Source organism: Pectobacterium atrosepticum (assembly GCF_000740965.1).
Taxonomy (GTDB): Bacteria; Pseudomonadota; Gammaproteobacteria; order Enterobacterales; family Enterobacteriaceae; genus Pectobacterium; species Pectobacterium atrosepticum.
Genome location: NZ_CP009125.1, coordinates 4,668,711 through 4,690,957, shown reverse-complemented (window position 1 = coordinate 4,690,957; position 22,247 = coordinate 4,668,711). Strand labels below are relative to the sequence as shown.

Here is a 22,247-nt window from a genome sequence, read left to right as displayed (position 1 = left end):
TTGCAGGTAAACATCTTGGTTGAGGTAAAATCGCTCAGACAAAAATACAGATTAATTCGGCCAGACAGGCTACTAATTCAGGGCGTTATCGTTAATGACATTACAGCAATGGTGCTTCTCGTTTAAAGGCCGTATTGGCCGTCGTGATTTCTGGCTCTGGATGGCTATTTGGGTGGCGCTGATGGCGGTATTGTTTACGCTTTCAGGTCAAAACTGGTTGGATACGCAATTGACGGCGTTTGGTTTGGTGGCATTGCTGTGGCCGACGGCGGCGATGATGGTGAAGCGGCTGCACGACCGTAATAAAAGTGGCTGGTGGGCGCTGCTGTTAGTGGTGGCGTGGGTATTGGCCTCGGGGAATTGGTACATGTTTTCCGCCATTTGGCAGTGGGGCATTGGCCGCTTCTTGCCGATCCTGATTGTCGTGATGACGTTGCTCGACTGCGGCGTTTTTCTAGGGACAAAAGGGGAAAACCGATTTGGAGCAGAGGCGGAGCCGTTTCGCTTCCGCCGCTAATTGGGAATAATATGCTGTTTACCAATAGTTCTCAGCAGTCATATGACCGGGCCTGCGGCGCAGGTGTTTGGTCATTTGCCGCTCTTCTTTTAGCAATGCTTGGGTATCGCGCACCATCTGCGGGTTACCGCACAGCATGACATGGCTGGTGGCCGTATCCATCGGTAAGCCTACTGCGGATTCCAGCGTACCGTTGCTAATAAGCTGCGGGATGCGTCCTGTCAGCGAGCCTGCTTCCTCTTCCCGGCTGACCACCGTTTGAATATGCAGTTTGCCGTGGTAGCGCTGCTGTAACTGCTGCATCAGCGGCAGATAACTCAGATCGCGTGAGAACCTAGCGGCATGAACCAGCACGATGTTCTTAAAGCGTTCCAGATCTTTGCCTTCCTGAAGGATGGACAAATAGGGGCCGATGCCCGTGCCTGTTGCCAGCATCCACAGTGTTTCACAATCAGGAATCTCTTCCAGCACGAAAAATCCGGCGGCCTCTTTGACAATCATGACTTCCGACCCAGGCTGCATGGCATGCAGATGAGGGCTAAGTTTGCCTTCTGGCACGGTCACCAGATAGAACTCAAGCGTAGGATCGCTGGGCGCATTCACGTACGAATACGCGCGTTGCACTTTTTCACCATCAATCTCCAGCGCCAGCTTGCCATACTGCCCAGCAGTGAATGAATCAGCGGGCGCCTGAACCCGAATGCTAAACAGACTTTCTGTCCAGTTTTCCACCTGAATCACTCTGCCTGTCACCCATTCAGCCATAATTTTCTGCTCCTGTTGTACCCGTCATACTTCAAGCTGCATGTGCGTTGGCAATACTCGGCTCATCTCTGAGCCTCGCCCTGAGGGGCCGCCGCAAACGGCGTTCAAATTGGCTAAGCCAATTTGTTCTTACTCACCCCAGTCACTTACTTGAGTAAGCCCCTGGGGACTCGCGCGATTGCCGCCTGCCTGCAACTCGAATTATTTAGGGTATCGACGCCACTATTTGTGCATGTAAGTCGGGCGTCTAAGATACGCCATTTATTAACAACTGTGAAACAATCAGTCAGTCTGTGGAGTGGTCTGCTACAGCAGGAATTCGTGCAACGCACGATCCTTACGATCCAGATAGTGTGTCGATTTAATACGGCGGATCGTACGAGACTTACCGCGGATCAGCAGCGTTTCTGTGGTAGCCATGTTGCCTTTACGTGCGATCCCATCCAGCAAGTCGCCTTTGGTGATGCCTGTTGCGGAGAAAATCACGTTGTCGTTGCGCGCCATGTCATCGAGCTTGAGGACCCCACCGGCTTCGATGCCCATTTGTCGGCAGCGTGCCAGCTCGTCCTCACCGATGCTGCGGTTTTCAGCGCTATCGCCTTTGACTTCATGACGTGCCAGCAAACGTCCTTGCATGTCGCCGTCGAGCGCCCGGATAACCGCTGCCGAGATCACGCCTTCTGGCGCACCGCCGATACCGTACAGTACGTCAACTTCGCTGTCCGGCATGCAGGTGAGGATCGATGCAGCCACGTCTCCATCTGGAATCGCGAACACTTTCACCCCCAGTTGCTGCATTTCCGCGATGCAGGCATCGTGGCGTGGTTTAGCCAGCGTAGTGACGGTTAACTGGCTGAGCGGTTTACCCAGCTTCAGCGCGACATTACGCAGGTTGTCTGCCAGCGGCAGATTGAGGTCAATTGCCCCCTTTGCTCCGGGCCCGACGATCAGCTTTTCCATGTACATGTCTGGCGCGTGCAGAAATGCACCTTTTTCGCCGACGGCCAGCACGGCTAGCGCGTTCGCCTGACCCATTGCTGTCATCCGCGTGCCTTCAATCGGATCGACGGCGATGTCCACGGCATCGCCCTGACCAGTGCCAACCTGTTCACCAATGAACAGCATAGGCGCTTCGTCGATTTCCCCTTCTCCGATGACAATCTGACCGTTGATATTGACTTGATTCAGCATAATCCGCATCGCCTGTACGGCGGCATTGTCAGCGGCATTCTTATCGCCACGGCCTAACCACTTATAGCCTGCTAACGCGGCTGCTTCGGTGACGCGCGAGAACTCTATGGCTAATTCACGTTTCATAAATACCTGTCTGTTGTCGATCGGAAGGGGGAGATATGGAGTGGGATTTTATCACAACGGGGAAGGGTGGCGGTTAAGTGATGCGGAAAAATCGGGCGCGACAGGCGCGCCCGATATAGGGGGGATTAGGCGTCGTGATCTTCCCAGTTACGAGCACGAGCAACGGCTTTCTGCCAGCCGCTGTAACGAACGTTCCGCTCCACCGTTTCTATGCTGGGGCGGAATTCACGCTCAATAGTCGCTTTGCTCTTCACTTCATCCAGATCGTTCCAGAAGCCAGTGGCAAGGCCAGCCAAGAACGCGGCACCCAATGCGGTGGATTCACGTACTTCCGGACGTTCCACGCGCGTGCCGAGGATATCGGACTGGAACTGCATCAGGAAGTTGTTGGCGACTGCGCCACCGTCGACACGCAGTGATTTCAGACGCGTCCCCGCGTCTGCCTGCATGGCATCCAGCACGTCACGGGTCTGGAAGGCGATGGATTCCAGCGTCGCACGGATGATGTGGTTAGCGTTCACGCCACGGGTCAGACCGAAGATCGCGCCACGGGCATACGGGTCCCAGTAGGGGGCTCCCAAACCAGTGAAAGCGGGGACGACATAGACGCCGTTGGTGTCCTTCACTTTTGTCGCGAAGTATTCGGAGTCCATGGAGTCGCCGATCAGCTTCAGCTCGTCACGCAGCCATTGGATAGATGCGCCGCCAACGAACACGGAGCCTTCCAGCGCGTAGTTCACTTCACCGCGCGGGCCACAGGCGATAGTGGTCAGCAGACCGTGTTTGGACTGCACGGCTTCTTTACCGGTATTCATTAGTAGGAAACAGCCAGTGCCGTAGGTGTTTTTCGCCTGCCCAGGGTTGACGCAGAGCTGGCCGTAAAGCGCCGCCTGCTGGTCACCCGCGATACCGGCGATAGGAATACGCGTGCCGCCTTTACCGCCGATGTTGGTCTGGCCGTAGACCTCTGAAGAGCCGCGTACTTCCGGCAGCATCTCGTGCGGGATATCCAGCGCTTCCAGCATGCGGGTATCCCATTCTAGCGTATGAATGTTAAACAGCATGGTGCGGGAGGCGTTGGTGTAATCCGTTACGTGAACACGCCCTTGCGTCATTTTCCAAATCAGCCAGGTATCGATAGTACCAAATAGCAATTCGCCGCGTTTAGCGCGCTCACGGGAGCCTTCAACGTGATCCAGAATCCATTTCACCTTGGTGCCAGAGAAGTAGGGATCGACCACCAGCCCGGTGGTGTTGCGAACGTACTCTTCCAGACCGTCTTTCTTCAGTTTCTCGCAAATTTCAGCGGTACGACGACACTGCCAGACGATGGCGTTATAAATCGGCTTGCCGCTCTCTTTTTCCCATACGACGGTGGTTTCACGCTGGTTGGTGATACCAATACCCGCGACTTCATCCGCACTGATATCGGCTTTCGCTAGTACTTCGACCAGCGTTGAGCTTTGTGTTGCCCAAATTTCCATCGGGTCGTGCTCTACCCAGCCCGCTTTTGGATAAATCTGGGTGAATTCACGCTGTGAAACGCTAACGATATTTGCATCGTGATCCAGTACGACGGCGCGAGAGCTGGTTGTGCCTTGGTCGATCGCGACAATGTATTTTTTTTCCGGGTTCATAAATCCAATCCTGTAATGATTAACCGTGAAATAGGATGGTCGTGGCGTTAAGTTTAACGGCTTTCACGACGCGTGGTAGCTTCTGCCTCGGGTTCGCACACATCGCATGGCAGATTACGGCCAATCAGTGCGCGATAACCGAAGGCACCCAGACAGGCACCGATGATGGGGCCAAAGATAGGAATCAGGAAGTAAGGGATTTCGCGTGCGCCAGTAAAGGCGACGTTGCCCCAGCCCGCCAGAAAAGCGAATAGCTTAGGACCAAAGTCACGCGCCGGGTTGAGGGCGAAGCCAGTCAGCGGCCCCATGGACGCACCGATGACTGCAATCAAAATACCGATCAGCAGGGGAGCAAGTGGCCCGCGTGGGATACCATTGCCATCATCGGTCAGTGCCAGAATCAGGCACATCAGAATCGCGGTGATGACGGTCTCAACCAGCAGCGCCTGCATAACGGAAATGTGCGGGTTCGGATACGTCGAGAAAATGCTCGCTAAGCTCAGGCTTTCCGTACTGCCGCGCACCATATTGTTGGTTTGTTCAAAATCTACGAACAGATTGTAATACAGCCCGTAGACCAGTGCGGCGGCACAAAATGCCCCTGCAATCTGCGCCACAATGTAAGGCAGAACCTTGCGTCCATCGAAACAGGCAAACAGCCACAGGGCGATAGTGACGGCTGGGTTGAGGTGAGCACCGGAAATGGCTGCGGTCAGATAGATTGCCATCGCAACCCCCAGACCCCAAATGATGCTGATCTCCCACTGTCCGAAGCTGGCTCCCGCCAGTTTCAATGCGGCGACGCAGCCGACACCGAAGAAAATCAGCAGGCCAGTGCCGAGAAATTCGGCGATGCACTGGCCTCTTAGCGTTGAACGTTCTGCTTGGCTCATATTTTTTTCCTGCTGGGTAACGTACAGAGTGGTAGGTCTAAGGATACCGTCTGGCGGCATCCCCTGTTTTAAATGTATTTATGATGTGAATTTATCGTTAATGAGCGAAAACGAGAAATATCGAAATTGAAATGTGTGTTGCGCGTCAAAAAAATGAGCGCATTCGCTTATAAAATGACTCGTAGTGGTTTTTCGTCCAGGGTTGATAGTAACGCTCAGGTTAAATTTATTAACACAATAGACGTAACGGGGAAGCGAACGGGGGCGTTTGCAGTTTGAGTCGCTTGTTTTTCGGTTTGTATTGCCCGTTTTTCAGTTTGTACTGATAGTGTTAAGTAAGAAAAACTGCGACACTCGCGTAGTGGGGGACGTGCGCTAGACAGGGGGCCATTGGCTACATACAATTTCGTTATGGTCTGTCTTGCCAGCCGTCCCGCGGTCAGGATTATGTTTGCGGGCGGATGACGCGACACCGTGAGTGTTGGTTACAGAGTCTGAAAGCCAGCGTTAACCGATCTTTGCCTTGTTGCGATTAAAAGGGGTTTGAAGAATGTCATTTGAAGTGTTTGAAAAGCTGGAAGCGAAAGTTCAGCAAGCGATTGATACTATCACGCTATTGCAAATGGAAATTGAAGAGCTGAAAGAGCAGAACAACACGTTGTCGCAGGATGTTCAGGCGGCAGCGGGTTCACGTGAATCGCTGGTGCGCGAGAACGAACAGTTGAAAGAAGAGCAAGTGGTGTGGCAAGAGCGTTTGCGCGCGCTGTTAGGCAAAATGGAAGAAGTCTAATCGGGCTTGCTGGCTCAGGCGAAAGAACGGCTTATCGATTGAGCCAAATAGAAAAGGGCGTATATCGCCCTTTTTTTGGTGATGTTACCGCAATAAAAACGCAGAAACTCAACGATATTATTCAATATCCAGCGGATCTTCCGACAGAATAATGCCCGTGTTGTCGGCATACAGATGGTCACCGGAAAAGAAGGTTACGCCGCCGAAGTTGACGCGAATATCGCTTTCGCCAATGCCTTCGCTACCCGCGCCGACCGGAATGGCTGCCATCGCTTGAATGCCGATATCCAGCTCCGCCAAATCGTCAACCTGACGCACGGCACCGTACACGACAATACCTTCCCACTCGTTTTGGGTCGCCAGCCGAGCGAGCTCCGCGTTGATCAACGCGCGGCGCACTGAGCCCCCGCCATCGATCAGAAGCACGCGCCCGAGGCCGTTTTCTTCAAAAAGATCGAAAAGTAGGCCGTTATCCTCAAAACATTTCACCGTGGTGATTTTGCCACCAAATGAAGTACGCCCACCAAAGTTGGAGAACAGAGGCTCAACAACATTCACCTCTTCGTGATAGATATCGCACAGTTCAGAAGTATCGTATTTCATAGGATTAACGTCAGGTTGCCGCCGGAATCATGAGTATATCCCTTTCTGGCCGCTGTTGGCAAAATCATCAAATGTTAACTTGATTCGCATCAGTAAATGAGTGCCGCTTTTTGCCTGTTCTCAATTTACCCGCACTAACTCAGTATCACGCCAACGGCGAACAAAATGTTAGTCAGCAGCGCGCCTTTCACCGTTTTTTCCAACATCGGACGCATACTGAATGCGCTGGTTTCACGCAGTACATAGCGCGCCTGTTTAATCAGCAAAGGGAGCGCCAGAATAAAGAGCCAGCCCGCCAGACTGTGCAGATAAAACGTCGCGAACAGGCCAAGACAAACCGGTGCTAGCAGCAGCAACATCGTGTGGTAGAAGCGTGCTTTTTCCGCGCCAAGACGCACCGCCAGCGTATTTTTTCCGCTGATGCGATCGTTGTCGATATCGCGCAGATTGTTGATGTTCAAAACGGCCGTCGCCAGCAGGCCGCAGGCTGTTGCAGGCAGCATTACGACGCTGTCGAAATGACCGGTTTGTAGGTAATACGACCCTGCGACGCTGAGCCAGCCGAAAAAGATCAGCACCGAGATATCGCCAAGCCCGATGTAGCCATAGGGTTTGTTGCCGACGGTATAGGTGATCGCAGCGAAAATTGCCAGCAGCCCCATAATCAGGAAACCGAAGATATCTGCTGGTTTTTCACAGGCGAGAATCACCAGGCTCACACCAGAAATGATGGTGAGTACCACGGTTACGATTAGCGCATTGCGCAGTTGCGACAGCGTAATGGCACCCGTTTGGATGCCACGCAACGGCCCGATGCGTTCCTCGGTATCGCTGCCTTTTATCGCATCCCCATAGTCGTTCGCCAGATTGGAGAGGATTTGCAGCAGTCCGGCGGTTAACAACGCCAGTAATGCTACCCCCGGTTTAAAGCTGCTATGCCAGCTCGCAATCGCCGAGCCGGTGACGATGGACGCAAAAGCTAATGGCAACGTTTTTGGACGAAGACTATCCAGCCAGGCTTTGGTTTTGCTGCTATGGGTCGATAATGTCATGGTGTGCTTCAATTTTATTGACGATTCAATTGCGTGAATCATCCGTTTATAAACAAAAAAAGTCAGTGATGGCGGCGTCAGAAACAAAAGTGGGAGGCCAACGCCTCCCACTTTATCGTTAATAGTGCGATCCGCGAAAACGGATTATAAGATAAATCGACTCAGATCTTCATCTGCTACTAATTCATCCAGATGACTACGTACATAATCTGCGTCAATGATAACGCTTTGACCATTCATTTCGCTGGCGTCGTAAGAAACGTCTTCGATCAGACGCTCCATAACGGTATGCAGACGACGCGCGCCGATATTCTCGGTGCTTTCGTTCACCTGCCAGGCGGCTTCGGCAATACGACGGATACCATCGGCGGTGAATGAAATATCCACGCCTTCCGTCGCCATCAGCGCTTTGTACTGTTCGGTCAGCGAGGCGCTCGGTTCTGTCAGGATGCGCTCGAAATCTTCCGTCGTCAGCGCCTGCAATTCCACACGAATCGGCAGACGACCCTGCAACTCTGGAATCAGATCGGACGGGCTGGCAACCTGGAATGCGCCGGACGCGATAAACAGAATATGGTCAGTTTTGACCATACCATGCTTGGTCGATACGGTGCAGCCTTCAACCAGCGGCAGCAGGTCGCGCTGAACGCCTTCACGAGAGACATCTGGGCCAGAGCTTTCGCCACGCTTACAGATTTTGTCGATCTCGTCGATGAACACGATACCGTGCTGCTCAACGGCTTCAATCGCCTGCTGTTTCAACTCTTCCGGGTTCACCAGCTTGGCCGCTTCTTCTTCTATCAGCAGCTTGAAAGCATCTTTAATTTTGACCTTATGGGCTTTCTGCTTCTGACCAGCCAGATTCTGGAACATGGACTGTAGCTGATTGGTCATCTCTTCCATGCCCGGCGGTGCCATGATCTCTACGCCAACGGGAGAGGCAGCCAGATCGATCTCGATTTCTTTGTCGTCCAACTGGCCTTCACGCAGTTTCTTGCGGAATGCCTGACGTGTTGCTGATGGCTCCTGAGTGCCTTCTGCCTGTCCCCAATTGTTTTTCGCCGGAGGAATCAGCACGTCCAGAATGCGGTCTTCCGCCATCTCTTCCGCACGGAAGCGATTTTTTTCGATGGACTGGTGACGTACCATTTTGATCGCGGAATCCGTCAGATCGCGAATGATGGAGTCAACTTCCTTACCTACGTAGCCAACTTCGGTGAATTTGGTCGCTTCCACTTTGATGAACGGCGCATTGGCGAGCTTCGCCAGACGGCGAGCGATTTCGGTTTTACCTACGCCGGTCGGGCCGATCATGAGAATATTTTTAGGCGTCACTTCATGGCGGAGTGCTTCGTCTAACTGCATACGGCGCCAGCGGTTACGCAGCGCGATGGAAACGGCGCGTTTTGCTTTGTGCTGGCCGATGATATAGCTGTCGAGTTCGCTGACTATCTCGCGCGGGGTCATTTCAGACATCGTTGATCCTTACGCCTTGGAGGCTAATTCTTCTATCGTGTGGAACTGGTTGGTGTAGATGCAGATGTCGCCAGCAATCCCCAGAGATTTCTCGACGATATCGCGTGCACCCAGTTCGGTATTTTCCAGTAAAGCACGGGCTGCTGCCTGCGCATAAGGACCGCCGGAGCCAATAGCGATCAGATCGTTTTCAGGCTGCACAACATCGCCATTACCGGTAATGATCAGTGAGGCATTTTCGTCCGCGACGGCTAGCAAAGCTTCCAGCCGACGCAGCATACGGTCGGTACGCCAGTCTTTCGCCAACTCGACAGCGGCTTTCACCAGATGGCCCTGATGCAATTCCAGCTTGCGCTCGAAAAGTTCAAAAAGGGTGAATGCATCCGCGGTGCCGCCTGCGAAACCAGCGATGACGCGATCATGGTAGAGGCGACGTACTTTACGCACATTGCCTTTCATCACGGTGTTGCCCAAAGTGGCCTGTCCATCACCGCCAATGACCACCTGGCCATTGCGGCGTACGCTTACAATTGTTGTCACGAGTCAGTCCCCGTTTGAAGAAAAAGACCCCCGCATCACGCGCAATGTTGTTCGTTTAAGTTTGATGCCAGAGAAAATACGGTGTGAGGTAATGAAGACGATACCTCGCACCGTGCTAGCCCAGTCTCTTGATCCTTAACCGATCGGCATTGCCCACATTACTCGGGGCACATTGATGTTATAGATGGGGGAAAGCGTGGGGTTTTTCAACCCCCGCTGGCAAGAGGAATACAGTTTGATGCGCCCGCGCCTTTAAGACGTTGGAGCATGCCGTCTGCGGCAGCGCGGTTGTTGTATGGCCCCAGCATGATGCGGTTCCAACCACCGTTAGAGGTGATGCGGCTTTCGATACCCGCAAACGCCAACTGTGCTCTCACGGATTCGGCAGGGTCCATGGTTTTGAAGGAGCCGCACTGAATCGCCCAGCGTTGTGTTTTTTCGACTTTTGGTGCTTCAGGCTGTTTGACTGGCTGTTGTTTCGGCGCTTCCTGCTTTGGTATTTCTTGTCTTGGAGTGTCTTGTCTTGGAACAACAGGCGTCGTTTGGGTGACCGCTGGCGCACGCGTTGCAGGTTGTGTCGTCACGACAGGCGGCTGCTGCATTGATTGGGTCGGTGGTTTAATGGTCACCTGTGAGCGCGGAACCTGCGTCTGGTCGTTATACGGCACTTCGGAAAGCTGTGTGGGCTGACGGCGCATATCAGACTGCATCTGCTCCAGCAACTGGCGCTGCTCATCCGTCAACTGTACCGGCGAGCGGACCTCTCCACCCGCGGACGGTTCAGTCGGTGTCGTGACGCCCAACTGACGATTTTCCAGCTCTTTGATATAGCGCCAACGCTCTTCCGGCTTGGGTGGCAGCCCGTTACCTTTGCCCGTGTTTTGATGCGGAAGGACGGGGGACTCGTCGGGTTTATTATGGGCGATAAAGTACAGACCGCCCGCGAAGGTGACCAAAACGGCAACAGCGAGCGCAACCATGGTTTTGGACGCGCCTGAAGCGTTGCCTTTTTTTCGGCTATTTGTCGTTTTCCGACGCGTTCCTGATGAACGTCCCCGGCTCACGTAGTCTCTTTGTGCCACTGTCGTTTCGCTGTGAATTGATAGGTAAATGTACCCGTCATACTTCAAGTTGCATGTGCGTTGGCTGGGCTACTCGGCACACTTACGTGTGCCTCGCCCCGTTGGGGCCGCTGCAAGCAGCGTTCAAATCTGCCTCCGGCAGATTTGTCACTCACCCGAATCACTTACCTGAGTAAGCTCATCGGGATTCCTTCCCTTGCCGCCTTCCTGAAACTCGAATTATTTAGGGGATAACATAATTAGGGGGCCATGTTACTGAACCCTCAAATATTTGACCAGCACCTGAAGTCTTAAAGCCTGTTACGGGCGTAATTCGGTGCGGCGACACTGTCGCGTATGACCAGTTCACTGGACAACAGACGGGAACCGCTTTGTACCGTGTTACCTTGCAACTGCTCTAAGAGTAGCAGCATTGCCTCGCGTCCGATCTGATAACGTGGTTGGGCGACAGAAGTCAGAGGAGGCCAGCAGTATTGCGCTTGTTCTATATCGTCGAAACCGATAATGGAGAGATCACGCGGGATGTCCAGCCCCATTTTTCTGGCCTGCGTCAGTACGCCCAGCGCCATGAGATCGCTATGACAGAAGATGGCGCTAGGCGGCTGTGGATGTTGCATCAGCGCAATCAGGCCGTTGATCCCGGTTTTGTAAGTGAAATCACCCCGAAAGATGTATTGATTATCGATGAGAATTCCATTGCGTCGCAGGGCCTGAATATATCCCTGTAGGCGATATTGACTCAGATGCATGTGCTCTGGGCCCGCAATGCAGGCGATGCGCTGATGACCTGCCTGATGTAAATAGTGTACGGCTTCAAAGGCGGCGGTCAGATTATCGATATGCACGGTTGGTAGCGCCAGATCCGGTGAGAACTCATTCGCCATCACCATCGGTGGCAAATTACGCTGCTCTTCCTGGCCTGCATCAAACGGCAGATTCGAGCCGAGCAACACCATGCCGTCGATCTGTTTGGTAATAATTAGATCGACGAAGGTTTTTTCCCTTTGATGCTGGTGAGCGCAATCGCCAATCAACACGAGGTAGCCGTGTTCGGCGGCTGTTTCTTCGATCCCACGAAATATTTCGGAGAAATAAGGATCACAGATATCTGGCACGATCGTCAGGATCGTACGTGATTCGTTACGCTTGAGATTTCTGTTGAGTGCGTGAGGCGAATAGCCAACGGCGATGACAGCCTGCTCGACCTTCCTGCGGGTGGTCGCAGAGACTTTCTCTGGGTTCATTAACGTTCGGGATACGGTGGCGGTGGAAACGCCCGCCTCATCCGCCACGTTTTTCATCGTCGCCGTGGTGACGCCTTTCTTCTGCTTCAACGCTTTTCTCCTTGCGTCAGCGTTAACTGGCGCTGACTGTCAGCAGAACGTTCCTGTCTGTTGACGCTATATGATTACGGGTAACGCTTTTCGGCGCAGTATGCCGACTGACTGGCACCGGACCCCAGCATACTGCCTGCGCAGACAGTGATAACAGATTGAACGCAGGTTTTGTTGCTTAATTTGCACAGAAAGTGTGATGAATATCGTGTTCCCGACGCCGCTCGCAAAAAATGCGTGGCAAGAAACCGAAATGACCTAACGGGAAACGCTAACCGTCTGTGGGGTCGACATCCAGCATCCATTTCACTTTACGTGCTTGCGGTAGCGTACCGATCAGCGCCAACGACGTTCTGACCAGTTTCTGTAACAACGCTCTGGAGGGGTGCTGTAGCAAAAGCTGCCAGCGGAAGCGCCCCGCACGTTTTGGCTGCAAAGCAGGCACCGGACCCAGCAGCCAGAGTGATTCATCTCGCAACGGGCTAGCCTCCAGCAAATTACGCAGCTGCTGGAGGAATAAAGCGGCCTGCTGATTATCGTGATCGTCAGCGCGGAAGATGATATGGCTGGTAAACGGCGGCAGAAAAACACTTTTTCGTTCGGTAAGCGCCTGGCTGGCAAAGGCATCATAGCCTTGCCGCAGCAGCGTTTGTAATAGCGGGTGTTCCGGGTGATGAGTTTGCAGCGCCACCTCGCCAGCCTTGCCTGCACGCCCTGCGCGACCTGCTACCTGAGTGTAGAGCTGGGCAAAACGTTCGGCTGCGCGGAAGTCGGCGGAGAACAGCGAACCGTCAACGTCCAGTAAGGCAACCAGCGTTACGTCAGGGAAATGGTGGCCTTTCGCCAACATCTGCGTGCCGATAAGAAGGCGTGCGCCTCCCAGCCTGACCTGTGAGAGCTGCTGCTCAAGCGCGCCTTTACGGCTAGTGGTATCACGGTCGATGCGGGTGATCGGGACATCTGGAAAGATCGGGGCAAGACTTTGCTCCAACTGCTCGGTGCCCAGACCGACGGGCACCATATTGGTCGAGCCGCAGCCGGGGCACTGTTGTGGAACCGGACGCTGGCTGTCGCAGTGGTGGCAACGCAACATCTTCTGATGCTGGTGGTAGGTATAATAGTGATCGCAGCGCTGACACTCGGCGATCCAGCCGCACTCATGGCACATCACCACGGGAGCGAACCCGCGCCGATTAAGGAACAAAATAACCTGATTATCGTTCGTCAGATGGTGACGGATACGGGTAATCAGCGGCTGAGATAATCCTGCTGTCAGCGGCAAGCTTTTCAGATCGATAACATGCTGTTTGGCCAGTGCGGCATTACCCGCTCTTTTGGTCAGATTCAATCGGCGATACTTGCCGACTTGGACGTTATACAGCGTTTCCAGTGCGGGCGTCGCCGTTCCCATGACGATCGGAATATCTTCCTCTCTGGCACGGAAGACTGCTAAATCACGGGCGTGGTAGCGCCAGCCCTCCTGCTGTTTGTAGGAGCTGTCGTGTTCTTCATCGATCACAATCAGCCCCAAACGCGCAAAGGGGGTAAATAATGCCGACCGTGTCCCGATGACGATCGCGGCTTCTCCGCTGCGGGCGCGTAGCCAAACGGCGAGGCGTTCGCTGTCGTTGAGTGCCGAGTGCAGTACATCAACCGGCACGTTAAAACGTTCGCGGAAGCGGGCAATGGTTTGCGGCGTCAGGCCAATTTCTGGCACTAATACCAGCGCCTGTTTGCCCTGTGCCAGCACGTTTTCCAACACGCTGAGATAGACTTCAGTTTTACCTGAGCCAGTGATACCCGCGAGCAGCCAGGCGGCAAAGTGGTTGTCTTCGCTGCGGATAGCACCGACGGCGGTGGCCTGCTCAGTGTTCAGGCGCAGGCGGTCAGTGGCCATGCTAAAGCTTTGACGCCAGTCATGAGGCGTTTGCTCTGCTGCTTTTAACTCGCACAATCCTTTGCTGCGTAGCGCCTGTAACGCCGTCTCCGTCAGCCCGATTTCGCCCACCTGATGGCGATAAAGTGGCGACTGAAGTAAGGCCGCCAGCGCCTGCTGCTGTTTAGCGGCGCGTTTTAGCGTGCTGAGCGGTGTCGCCCGGCCTTGTTCGGTGGCAAACCACTGCCAGAGCGGCGCGCGGTGCGCGGGTTTCCCCTGACGCAGTAATATCGGCAACGCATGGAACAGCACTTCGCCAATTGGGTAGTGATAGTACTCGACTGCCCACAGTAAAATGCGCCACAGACTGGGTGGAAACAGCGGCTGTTCGTCCAGCACGTCATGCACGGGTTTTAATTGTTCAAGCGGAAGTGCGCTGGTGTCGCTCAGTGCGGTAATAATGCCGATGGCTTTGCGGTTACCAAAAGAGACGCTGACGCGTGTGCCGACCTGCGGAGTCACTCCTCCTACTGGTAGCAAATAATCGAATGTACGCGCCAGTGGCACGGGCAAAGCGACCTGAGCGACAGACATAACTTCTCCGTGGTAGTGGACGTGATTTGCGCGGCGATCCATGACATAACCGAGCGGTCTATATCATGTGCGACGCAGGGTGAAAATAATGCAAGGCGCTAGTGTACATGCTGCGAGGGATAATGTGTGGATGCGATTGCATCGGGGTATCAGATTCTGTATGATCCGCCGCCATTGTGTCGTTAGAAGAAATGATCGTGTTGTTCGCGCAAATGATGATTTCGTTCGCATAATGAACTTAACTTACTCAACTTTCGTGTGGTGTCTGGCGGAACAGGGCTGGATAGCGACACGGCCTTAACAGAGGTTTCCCATGAAAAAAGGTATTCACCCGAATTATTCTGAAGTTACTGTAACTTGCTCTTGCGGTAACGTGATCAAAACCCATTCTACCGTGGGTCGTGACCTGAACCTGGACGTTTGTGGCGAATGCCACCCGTTCTACACCGGCAAACAACGTGATGTTGCAAGCGGTGGCCGTGTTGACCGCTTCAACAAGCGTTTCTCCGTACCAGGCGCTAAAAAATAAGTTTTACTGGCCAATTGGCATTGTCCCTTTTGGCATAGTAACTTTCAACAAAGGCACCTATCGGTGCCTTTGTCGTTTCTGGCGTATCAATATCCCTGCTGACGTTTTACCAGCAGCCCCAGAACGAAGATGCCGCCTAATCCTGCCGTAATAATCCCGATAGGTAATTCCTGCGGCGCGAGTAGCTGCCGGCTGAGCCAATCGCCACCGCACAGCAGTATCGCACCGAGCACCGCTGTCAGCGGCAGAAGCTTCTTGTGCAGTACGCCGCTCAATGGGCGGGCCAGATGGGGAATCATCAGGCCTATAAAGCCGATCACGCCGGTCAGCGCGACCAACAGCGAGGTGGCGAACGCGCAGCAGATGAAGATTTCCACTCGTACGCGAGCCAGATTAACGCCCATTGACGCTGCGGTTTGCCCGCCTGCCAATAGCGCGTCGAGCGCACGCCAGCGCAGGGCGGTGAGGCTAAATAGCAGCAGGACGCTGAACACCGCGAAAGGTAAGGTATCCCAACGGGCAAGGCCCAGCCCGCCCAGTGACCAGAAAAGAATTGAGCTGGCAGCGCGTTGATCGCCGGAAAACACCAGATAATTCGTCAGCGCACCGAACAGAAAAGAGATCGCCAATCCGCAGATGATCAGGCGTTCTGCGCCACGCGCCTGTTGCAGCAGAAACAGCACGGTTACGGCGACGGCGGACAAGATTCCGCCACTGAAGGCCGCTACCGGCAATGCCCAGTCACCGAGTTGTTCACCAAAACGAGTGATGACGGCTACGGCACCTGCTGAGGCTCCAGCAGACAGGCCGAACAGAAAAGGGTCAGCCAGATCGTTGCGAGTCGCCGTTTGCAGAAAGGCACCGACCATCGCTAAACCGGCACCGCACAACGCTGCCAGCAGGCTGCGGGGAATGCGCAGCTCCAGAATGATGCGTGAGGTCATCGGCGAGACGTCTGCTGACGATAACCCCAATACGCTGGCGACCTGCGTAAGGGGAATCGTCGTGCTGCCTGTCGCAATATTTAACAGCATCAGCCCAACCAATATCAGCAGCGCGATAACGAAGGTTGCAGCATAACGTGAAGACATTGGGTTCACTTAAAGGCATCCGGGTAAAGGGCGTGCGCCAGTTTATCGATGGCTGTCATGTTGGCGGGCCCCGGCGTTAGCTCTGCATATTGCAGCTTCAGATAACGATGTTGCTGTACGGCAGGGGTAAATTTCATCAGCGGGTGCGATTCCAAAAAGCGTCTTAACGCTTCTGCGCTGTTGCCCGTCTGGTAATCCAGCAAAATGATAACGTCGGGCTCGCGTGCCGCCACGCTTTCCCACGATGTGGAGGCCCAGCTCGTTTCCATATCGTCCATCACGTTCTTGCCGCCCGCTGCCTCAATGATGGCGGTTGGCATAGCGAATTTCCCGCTGGTAAAAGGCTTATCGTCGCCAGAGTCATACAGAAAAATCTTCTGCTTTGGCCGATTGCCGATACGTGTTTGCAGGGTGGCAAGGTGCTGTTTCCAGTCATCGACCTGTTCCTGAGCTTGTTCCTGCTTACCGAAGATTTTCCCCAGTTTCAGCAGGTCGCCATAGAGGAGATCCATGCTGGCTTGAGGTCGCTGCTGTTGCTGTTCGGTGAAAACACAGCTTTCGCTAAGAACGAGGGTCTGAATACCGTATTTTTTCAGAGACTGCGGTGTGACTTCTCCGCCTACTTTCATGCCGTAGTTCCACCCGGCAAAGAAGAAATCTGGATGTACGGCCAGCAGGTTTTCCAACGTCGGGTATTTTGCTGCCAGTTCAGGGATCGTGCCCTGCCGCTGGATAAAGTCTGGGGGCGCCTTATACCAGCCAGTGATTCCGGTCAGCCCGACGATATTTTTTTGTAAGCCCAGTGCAAACGCCATTTCTGTCATATTCAGGTCATGAATAACGGCTCGCTGCGGCGGCTGGGTAAAGGTTAGCGGTTGTCCACAGCTGTCGACCGTGACCGGAAAACCAGAGGCGTGCGCCCCGTACGACGTCAATACCAGCAGTCCAGACAGAAACGTTATTTTCATCAGGGTTCCTTAGTGCAGTTCAGGGGCTTCAAAGATGCGAATGGGTGAGCCGTTTAGCGGATGTGGCACCGTAAAGCTCTCCATCCCAAATACTGATTTCACACAGTCAGCGCTCAGCGCGTGTGCAGGCGTTCCCCAGCGGAGTAGCGTTCCCTGCTGCAAAACGGCAACGCGATCGGCAAAGGGAGTAATCAGTGGCAGATCGTGCAACACCGCCAGCGTTGAAATACCGCGTTTCCGCACGAGGGACAGTAGCTGTGTGCGTGCTAGCGGATCGAGATGGTTGGTTGGCTCATCCAGTAGCAGGAGTTGCGGCGTTTGTGCAAAAGCACGCGCCAGCGCGGCGCGCTGACGTTCCCCGCCGGAGAGCGTACCCAGCAGGCGATGGCGCAGCGGTAGTAATCCGGTATCGTCCAGCGCTTCGTCAATGAGTTGGCGATCGTGCGCAGGTGTGCTGAACCCATGGTGTGGAATTCGTCCTAAAGCGACATATTCCGCTACCCGCAGGCGCAGATCTGGCGTATCGCTTTGCGCCAGAATCGCGATGCGCTTTGCTCGTTCATGACGGTTGAGTGCGTTCAGAGGTTGGCCGTTCAAATGGACATACCCTGCCGTTGCGCTAAGTTCGCTGGTCAGCACGCGTAACAGTGTGGATTTGCCGCTGCCATTGGGCCCAACCAGTGCTAAACGTTCACCTGCGTGCATAGAAAGCGAAATATCACTGAGTCTTGGAGCCCGATTGGCGTCGGTAACGGAAACATGGTGAAGTTGTAGCAGCACGGGGCTGTTGGCGAGAGGTGCTGTCATGAGGCGGAATATCACCGTTATAGGTCAATGATGGTATGTTATAACATACCAAATTAAATGCAATCCTGATTTATAACGTGAGCGGAAAAGGAAACGAGCGGAAGAAGAGAGAGCGGTTGGCGTTAATAAGGGGTGGTGTGTTTTTGCATAACAAAACCCCGCCAGAAAAAGCGGGGTTTTGTTAGAAAGATAGATTGCAACGAGCGATCAGTATTCCCACGTATCCGGGTCGATACCCATTTCACGCATGATGATTTTCGCTGCTTCAGGAATTTCATCGCTACGTTCTTTACGCAGGTCTTCATCATTCGGTAACGGTTGACCTGTGAACGCATGCAGAAACGCTTCGCACAGCAGTTCGCTGTTGGTGGCGTGGCGCAGGTTGTTCACCTGACGACGTGTGCGTTCGTCGGTCAGTATCTTCAATACTTTCAGCGGGATAGATACTGTTATCTTCTTGACTTGCTCGCTTTTTTTACCGTGTTCAGCGTAAGGGCTGACATACTCGCCGTTCCACTCAGCCATGGGATACCTTAAAAATTAATCTAATGAAGACAGCATCTGTCATGAAATGCCACAATTCTAGCGGTTATTATGCTTATGCTCAATCTATACGCAAAGAAGTTTAGATGTCTAGATGTGTTGACGTCTATTAAAACTGCGTTTACTCTTAAGTTCCTATCTTTCAGCCTCCAGCCAGGAAAAGAGCCGATGACGCGTAAACAGGCAACGATCGCAGTCCGCAGCGGGTTAAATGATGATGAACAGTATGGCTGCGTCGTCCCCCCTATTCACCTTTCCAGCACGTATAACTTTACCGGATTCAACCAGCCACGCGCACACGACTATTCGCGTCGCGGTAATCCCACACGTGATGTGGTACAGCGTGCGCTTGCCGAACTGGAAGGCGGTGCGGGTGCGGTAATGACGAGCAGCGGGATGTCGGCGATTATGCTGGTTTGCACGGTGTTCCTACGTCCCGGCGATCTGCTGGTGGCTCCGCATGACTGCTACGGTGGCAGCTATCGTCTGTTTGACAGCCTGAGCAAGCGCGGCGCGTTTCGCGTCAAATTTGTCGATCAAGGTGATACTCATGCGCTCAACGCGGCGTTGGCAGAAAAGCCGAAGCTCGTGCTGGTGGAAAGCCCGAGCAATCCGCTGCTGCGCGTCGTCGATATTGCTGCGATTTGTCAGGCCGCGCGGGAAGCGGGTGCGGTCAGCGTGGTGGATAACACCTTCCTTAGCCCCGCGTTGCAGAAGCCGCTGGAACTGGGAGCCGATCTGGTGGTGCATTCGTGTACCAAGTACCTGAATGGTCACTCTGACGTGGTTGCTGGGGCTGTGATCGCCAAGGATGTTGATACCATCACTGAACTAGCCTGGTGGGCAAACAATATTGGTGTGACGGGGGCGGCGTTTGACAGTTATCTGCTGCTACGTGGCCTGCGTACCTTATCGCCGCGCATGGCGGCCGCGCAGCGTAATGCGCAACAAGTGGTTGAATTCTTACAGACGCAGCCGCTAGTGAAGGCTCTGTATCATCCTTCACTGCCGAACAATCCCGGCCATGATATTGCCCGTCGTCAACAATCTGGTTTTGGCGCTATGCTAAGTTTTGAGTTGGATGGAGATGAAGACACCCTGCGACGTTTTCTGGCCTCGCTGGAGCTGTTCACGCTGGCGGAATCGCTGGGCGGGGTTGAGAGCCTCATCTCTCATGCTGCAACGATGACGCATGCGGGTATGGCGCCAGAGGCGCGTGCCGCAGCGGGTATCTCTGAAACATTACTGCGTATTTCCACCGGCATTGAAGACGGCGATGATCTGGTTGCCGATCTGGATCGTGCGTTTCAAGCCGCAGCCAAGAGGTAAGAATGAGTGCATTAGGAGTAGCGCCATCGGTAACGGGCCGACAGCTGCATAAGTTTGGCGGTAGCAGTCTGGCTGATGTGAAGTGTTACCTGCGCGTAGCCGGTATTATGGCGGAGTATAGCCACCCCGGTGATTTGATGGTGGTGTCTGCCGCAGGCAGTACCACGAACCAGCTGATTAGCTGGTTGAAACTGAGTCAGAGCGATCGTCTGTCGGCGCATCAGGTTCAGCAGGCATTACGCCGTTATCAAAGTGAATTGATTGCCGGGCTTTTGCCTGCGCAAGATGCAGAGGCGCTGACAGCACAGTTTATTCGCGATCTGGAGCGTTTGGCTGCGCTGCTGGATGGCAAGATTACAGATGCTGTCTACGCCGAAGTGGTTGGGCACGGTGAAATTTGGTCGGCTCGTTTGATGTGCGCCGTGCTGAATCATCGGGATATGAATGCAGCCTGGTTGGATGCGCGTGATTTTCTCTGTGCGGAACGCGCCGCGCAGCCTCAGGTTGATGAAGGGCGCTCCTGGCCGCTGTTGCAGCAATATCTGACGCAACATTCAGGGCAGCGTTTGGTGGTAACTGGTTTTATCAGCCGTAATGACGCGGGTGAAACGGTATTACTGGGGCGCAACGGGAGTGACTACTCCGCGACGCAAATTGGTGCGCTGGCGGGTGTTGAGCGCGTGACCATCTGGAGTGACGTTGCCGGCGTTTATAGCGCTGACCCGCGCAAAGTGAAAGATGCCTGCCTGCTGCCACTGTTGCGGTTGGATGAAGCCAGTGAACTGGCACGTCTGGCCGCTCCGGTGCTGCATACGCGTACTTTGCAGCCCGTTTCTGGCAGCGATATCGATTTGCAACTGCGTTGCAGCTATCAGCCTGAACAGGGTTCGACGCGCATCGAACGCGTGCTGGCCTCGGGTACGGGTGCCAAAATTGTTACCAGCCACGATGATGTGTGCCTGATTGAAGTTCAGGTTCCTTCCGAACATGATTTCGTGCTACTGCAAAAAGAAGTCGAACAGATTCTGAACCGTGCGCAATTGAAACCGCTGGCGATTGGCGTTCATCAGGATCGTAGCCTGCTGCAACTGTGCTACACCTCCGAAGTGGTGGAAAGCGCATTACAGTTGCTGACACAGGCCGCGCTGCCCGTTGAACTCAGCGAGCGTGATGGGCTGGCGATGGTCGCCATGGTCGGTGCGGGCGTGGGTAAAAACCCTCTACATAGCCACCGTTTTTACCAGCAGTTGAAAGATCAGCCGATTGAATTTGTCCGCCAGGCCGATGATGGCATCAGTCTGGTGGCGGTTTTGCGTGTTGGCCCGACGGAACATTTGATTCGCGGTTTGCACCATTCCCTGTTCCGCGCGGAAAAGCGTATCGGTCTGGTGTTGTTCGGTAAGGGAAATATTGGTTCACGCTGGCTGGAACTGTTTGCGCGTGAGCAGAGCAACCTTTCTGCACGTACTGGCTTCGAATTTGTACTGGCTGGCGTGGTGGACAGTACGCGCAGCCTGTTGAACTATGATGGGTTGGATGCTAGCCGCGCATTGGCTTTCTTCGAAAGTGAAGCGCAAGAGCGGGATGGCGAAGATCTGTTCTTGTGGATGCGTGCGCATCCCTTTGATGATTTAGTGGTATTGGACGTTACCGCCAGTGAATCGGTCGCCGATCTGTATTTGGATTTCGCCAGCTACGGTTTTCACGTCATCAGCGCCAACAAACTGGCGGGTGCATCCGGCGGCAATAACTATCGCCAGATCCGCGATGCATTCGCCAAAACCGATCGCCACTGGCTGTATAACGCGACCGTTGGTGCGGGTTTGCCGGTCAACTTTGCCGTACGCGATTTACGGGAAAGTGGCGACAGTATTCTGTCGATTAGCGGGATTTTTTCCGGCACGCTCTCTTGGCTGTTTTTACAGTTCGACGGCACCGTACCGTTCACCGAACTGGTCGATCAGGCTTGCCAGCAGGGGTTGACCGAACCGGATCCGCGCGTTGACCTCTCCGGTCAGGATGTCATGCGTAAGCTGGTGATTCTGGCTCGTGAGGCGGGATATGATATCGAACCTAGTCAGGTTCGGGTCGAGTCGCTGGTTCCACCGAGCTGTGAACAGGGATCTGTCGATTACTTCTTTGAAAACGGAGATTCGCTGAACGAACAGATGCTGCAACGTCTGGAAGCCGCACAGGAAATGGGCTTGGTTCTGCGCCATGTCGCACGCTTTGACAGTAACGGTAAAGCACGCGTCGGCGTCGAGGCGGTCCGTCCCGATCATCCTCTGGCTTCGCTGTTGCCGGGTGATAATGTATTTGCGATTGAAAGCCGTTGGTATCGGGATAACCCGTTGGTTATCCGTGGACCGGGTGCGGGGCGCGATGTGACGGCGGGTGCGCTTCAATCTGATCTAAGCCGTTTGGTGCAGTTACTGTAATCGCAACATCATCGTTGGCCGTTTCCACGCATTGGGGAGACGGCCAATACTAAAAAGATCCGCCCC

20 protein-coding genes are annotated in these 22,247 nt (G+C 54.1%); 5 read left to right on the top strand and 15 right to left on the bottom strand.

What is annotated here, in order from left to right:
- The first annotated feature begins 94 nt into the window (after positions 1 to 94).
- Positions 95 to 517 (top strand): DUF805 domain-containing protein, encoded by a 423-nt coding sequence (locus GZ59_RS20850; RefSeq protein ID WP_011095739.1) that lies wholly within the window; start codon positions 95 to 97, stop codon positions 515 to 517.
- A gap of 18 nt (positions 518 to 535) precedes the next feature.
- Here GZ59_RS20850 and fpr read toward each other — a convergent pair whose 3' ends face one another.
- From fpr to GZ59_RS20830, 4 genes are all read right to left on the bottom strand, one after another.
- Positions 536 to 1,282 (bottom strand): ferredoxin--NADP(+) reductase, encoded by a 747-nt coding sequence (gene fpr / locus GZ59_RS20845; RefSeq protein WP_011095738.1) that lies wholly within the window; start codon positions 1,280 to 1,282, stop codon positions 536 to 538.
- 306 nt (positions 1,283 to 1,588) lie between these two features.
- Positions 1,589 to 2,599 (bottom strand): class II fructose-bisphosphatase, encoded by a 1,011-nt coding sequence (glpX, locus tag GZ59_RS20840; RefSeq protein WP_011095737.1) that lies wholly within the window; start codon positions 2,597 to 2,599, stop codon positions 1,589 to 1,591.
- Between the two features lie 125 nt (positions 2,600 to 2,724).
- Complete coding sequence (glpK, locus tag GZ59_RS20835; protein ID WP_039294177.1) at positions 2,725 to 4,236, bottom strand: glycerol kinase GlpK; 1,512 nt, start codon at positions 4,234 to 4,236, stop codon at positions 2,725 to 2,727.
- A 53-nt stretch (positions 4,237 to 4,289) separates the two neighbouring features.
- Positions 4,290 to 5,129 (bottom strand): MIP/aquaporin family protein, encoded by an 840-nt coding sequence (locus GZ59_RS20830; protein ID WP_011095735.1) that lies wholly within the window; start codon positions 5,127 to 5,129, stop codon positions 4,290 to 4,292.
- Between the two features lie 550 nt (positions 5,130 to 5,679).
- Here GZ59_RS20830 and zapB point away from each other — a divergent pair.
- The gene (gene zapB, locus GZ59_RS20825) at positions 5,680 to 5,919 is read left to right on the top strand and encodes a septal ring assembly protein ZapB (RefSeq protein ID WP_011095734.1); all 240 of its coding nucleotides are present in this window, start codon (positions 5,680 to 5,682) and stop codon (positions 5,917 to 5,919) included.
- A gap of 117 nt (positions 5,920 to 6,036) precedes the next feature.
- Here zapB and rraA read toward each other — a convergent pair whose 3' ends face one another.
- The 7 genes from rraA to priA all read right to left on the bottom strand — a co-directional run bounded on the left by rraA (position 6,037) and on the right by priA (position 14,476).
- Positions 6,037 to 6,522, bottom strand: a complete 486-nt coding sequence (rraA, locus tag GZ59_RS20820) for a ribonuclease E activity regulator RraA (protein ID WP_011095733.1) — start codon at positions 6,520 to 6,522, stop codon at positions 6,037 to 6,039.
- A gap of 134 nt (positions 6,523 to 6,656) precedes the next feature.
- Positions 6,657 to 7,574: a 1,4-dihydroxy-2-naphthoate polyprenyltransferase gene (locus tag GZ59_RS20815; RefSeq protein ID WP_011095732.1), complete on the bottom strand. Its 918-nt coding sequence runs from the start codon at positions 7,572 to 7,574 to the stop codon at positions 6,657 to 6,659.
- Between the two features lie 144 nt (positions 7,575 to 7,718).
- A complete protein-coding gene (gene hslU, locus GZ59_RS20810) occupies positions 7,719 to 9,050 on the bottom strand; it encodes an HslU--HslV peptidase ATPase subunit (RefSeq protein ID WP_011095731.1) in 1,332 nt (443 codons plus the stop codon).
- A 9-nt stretch (positions 9,051 to 9,059) separates the two neighbouring features.
- Complete coding sequence (gene hslV, locus GZ59_RS20805; protein WP_011095730.1) at positions 9,060 to 9,590, bottom strand: ATP-dependent protease subunit HslV; 531 nt, start codon at positions 9,588 to 9,590, stop codon at positions 9,060 to 9,062.
- Positions 9,591 to 9,796: 206 nt separating this feature from the next.
- On the bottom strand, positions 9,797 to 10,672 hold the full coding sequence (gene ftsN / locus GZ59_RS20800; RefSeq protein ID WP_071598477.1) for a cell division protein FtsN: 876 nt from the start codon (positions 10,670 to 10,672) through the stop codon (positions 9,797 to 9,799).
- Positions 10,673 to 10,962: 290 nt separating this feature from the next.
- Complete coding sequence (gene cytR, locus GZ59_RS20795) at positions 10,963 to 12,006, bottom strand: DNA-binding transcriptional regulator CytR (RefSeq protein WP_011095728.1); 1,044 nt, start codon at positions 12,004 to 12,006, stop codon at positions 10,963 to 10,965.
- A gap of 271 nt (positions 12,007 to 12,277) precedes the next feature.
- Positions 12,278 to 14,476: a primosomal protein N' gene (priA, locus tag GZ59_RS20790; RefSeq protein WP_011095727.1), complete on the bottom strand. Its 2,199-nt coding sequence runs from the start codon at positions 14,474 to 14,476 to the stop codon at positions 12,278 to 12,280.
- Positions 14,477 to 14,789: 313 nt separating this feature from the next.
- Here priA and rpmE point away from each other — a divergent pair, with 313 nt between their 5' ends.
- Positions 14,790 to 15,005 (top strand): 50S ribosomal protein L31, encoded by a 216-nt coding sequence (gene rpmE, locus GZ59_RS20785; protein WP_011095726.1) that lies wholly within the window; start codon positions 14,790 to 14,792, stop codon positions 15,003 to 15,005.
- A gap of 86 nt (positions 15,006 to 15,091) precedes the next feature.
- Here the strand turns inward: rpmE and GZ59_RS20780 are convergent, their stop codons facing one another.
- From GZ59_RS20780 to metJ, 4 genes are all read right to left on the bottom strand, one after another.
- Positions 15,092 to 16,105, bottom strand: coding sequence for a FecCD family ABC transporter permease (locus tag GZ59_RS20780; protein WP_080641327.1), 1,014 nt, complete (start codon positions 16,103 to 16,105; stop codon positions 15,092 to 15,094).
- Positions 16,102 to 17,064, bottom strand: coding sequence for an ABC transporter substrate-binding protein (locus GZ59_RS20775; protein ID WP_011095724.1), 963 nt, complete (start codon positions 17,062 to 17,064; stop codon positions 16,102 to 16,104). Before GZ59_RS20775 ends, GZ59_RS20780 begins: the two co-directional genes overlap by 4 nt.
- Before the next feature lie 9 nt (positions 17,065 to 17,073).
- Positions 17,074 to 17,871 (bottom strand): ABC transporter ATP-binding protein, encoded by a 798-nt coding sequence (locus GZ59_RS20770; protein WP_011095723.1) that lies wholly within the window; start codon positions 17,869 to 17,871, stop codon positions 17,074 to 17,076.
- Between the two features lie 207 nt (positions 17,872 to 18,078).
- Positions 18,079 to 18,396: a met regulon transcriptional regulator MetJ gene (metJ, locus tag GZ59_RS20765; RefSeq protein WP_005973355.1), complete on the bottom strand. Its 318-nt coding sequence runs from the start codon at positions 18,394 to 18,396 to the stop codon at positions 18,079 to 18,081.
- Between the two features lie 186 nt (positions 18,397 to 18,582).
- On the opposite strand from metJ, the gene metB reads away from it, so the two are divergent.
- Together metB and GZ59_RS20755 are read left to right on the top strand one after the other, a co-directional pair.
- On the top strand, positions 18,583 to 19,743 hold the full coding sequence (gene metB, locus GZ59_RS20760; protein WP_005973357.1) for a cystathionine gamma-synthase: 1,161 nt from the start codon (positions 18,583 to 18,585) through the stop codon (positions 19,741 to 19,743).
- A gap of 2 nt (positions 19,744 to 19,745) precedes the next feature.
- On the top strand, positions 19,746 to 22,181 hold the full coding sequence (locus GZ59_RS20755) for a bifunctional aspartate kinase/homoserine dehydrogenase II (RefSeq protein WP_039294169.1): 2,436 nt from the start codon (positions 19,746 to 19,748) through the stop codon (positions 22,179 to 22,181).
- Positions 22,182 to 22,247 lie beyond the last annotated feature (66 nt).

Coding starts and splice junctions, on each gene's coding strand:
- GZ59_RS20850 (WP_011095739.1), top strand. CDS start 95: ATGACATTACAGCAATGGTGCTTCTCGTTTAAAGGCCGTATTGGCCGT.
- fpr (WP_011095738.1), bottom strand. CDS start 1,282: ATGGCTGAATGGGTGACAGGCAGAGTGATTCAGGTGGAAAACTGGACA.
- glpX (WP_011095737.1), bottom strand. CDS start 2,599: ATGAAACGTGAATTAGCCATAGAGTTCTCGCGCGTCACCGAAGCAGCC.
- glpK (WP_039294177.1), bottom strand. CDS start 4,236: ATGAACCCGGAAAAAAAATACATTGTCGCGATCGACCAAGGCACAACC.
- GZ59_RS20830 (WP_011095735.1), bottom strand. CDS start 5,129: ATGAGCCAAGCAGAACGTTCAACGCTAAGAGGCCAGTGCATCGCCGAA.
- zapB (WP_011095734.1), top strand. CDS start 5,680: ATGTCATTTGAAGTGTTTGAAAAGCTGGAAGCGAAAGTTCAGCAAGCG.
- rraA (WP_011095733.1), bottom strand. CDS start 6,522: ATGAAATACGATACTTCTGAACTGTGCGATATCTATCACGAAGAGGTG.
- GZ59_RS20815 (WP_011095732.1), bottom strand. CDS start 7,574: ATGACATTATCGACCCATAGCAGCAAAACCAAAGCCTGGCTGGATAGT.
- hslU (WP_011095731.1), bottom strand. CDS start 9,050: ATGTCTGAAATGACCCCGCGCGAGATAGTCAGCGAACTCGACAGCTAT.
- priA (WP_011095727.1), bottom strand. CDS start 14,476: ATGTCTGTCGCTCAGGTCGCTTTGCCCGTGCCACTGGCGCGTACATTC.
- rpmE (WP_011095726.1), top strand. CDS start 14,790: ATGAAAAAAGGTATTCACCCGAATTATTCTGAAGTTACTGTAACTTGC.
- GZ59_RS20775 (WP_011095724.1), bottom strand. CDS start 17,064: ATGAAAATAACGTTTCTGTCTGGACTGCTGGTATTGACGTCGTACGGG.
- GZ59_RS20770 (WP_011095723.1), bottom strand. CDS start 17,871: ATGACAGCACCTCTCGCCAACAGCCCCGTGCTGCTACAACTTCACCAT.
- metJ (WP_005973355.1), bottom strand. CDS start 18,396: ATGGCTGAGTGGAACGGCGAGTATGTCAGCCCTTACGCTGAACACGGT.
- metB (WP_005973357.1), top strand. CDS start 18,583: ATGACGCGTAAACAGGCAACGATCGCAGTCCGCAGCGGGTTAAATGAT.
- GZ59_RS20755 (WP_039294169.1), top strand. CDS start 19,746: ATGAGTGCATTAGGAGTAGCGCCATCGGTAACGGGCCGACAGCTGCAT.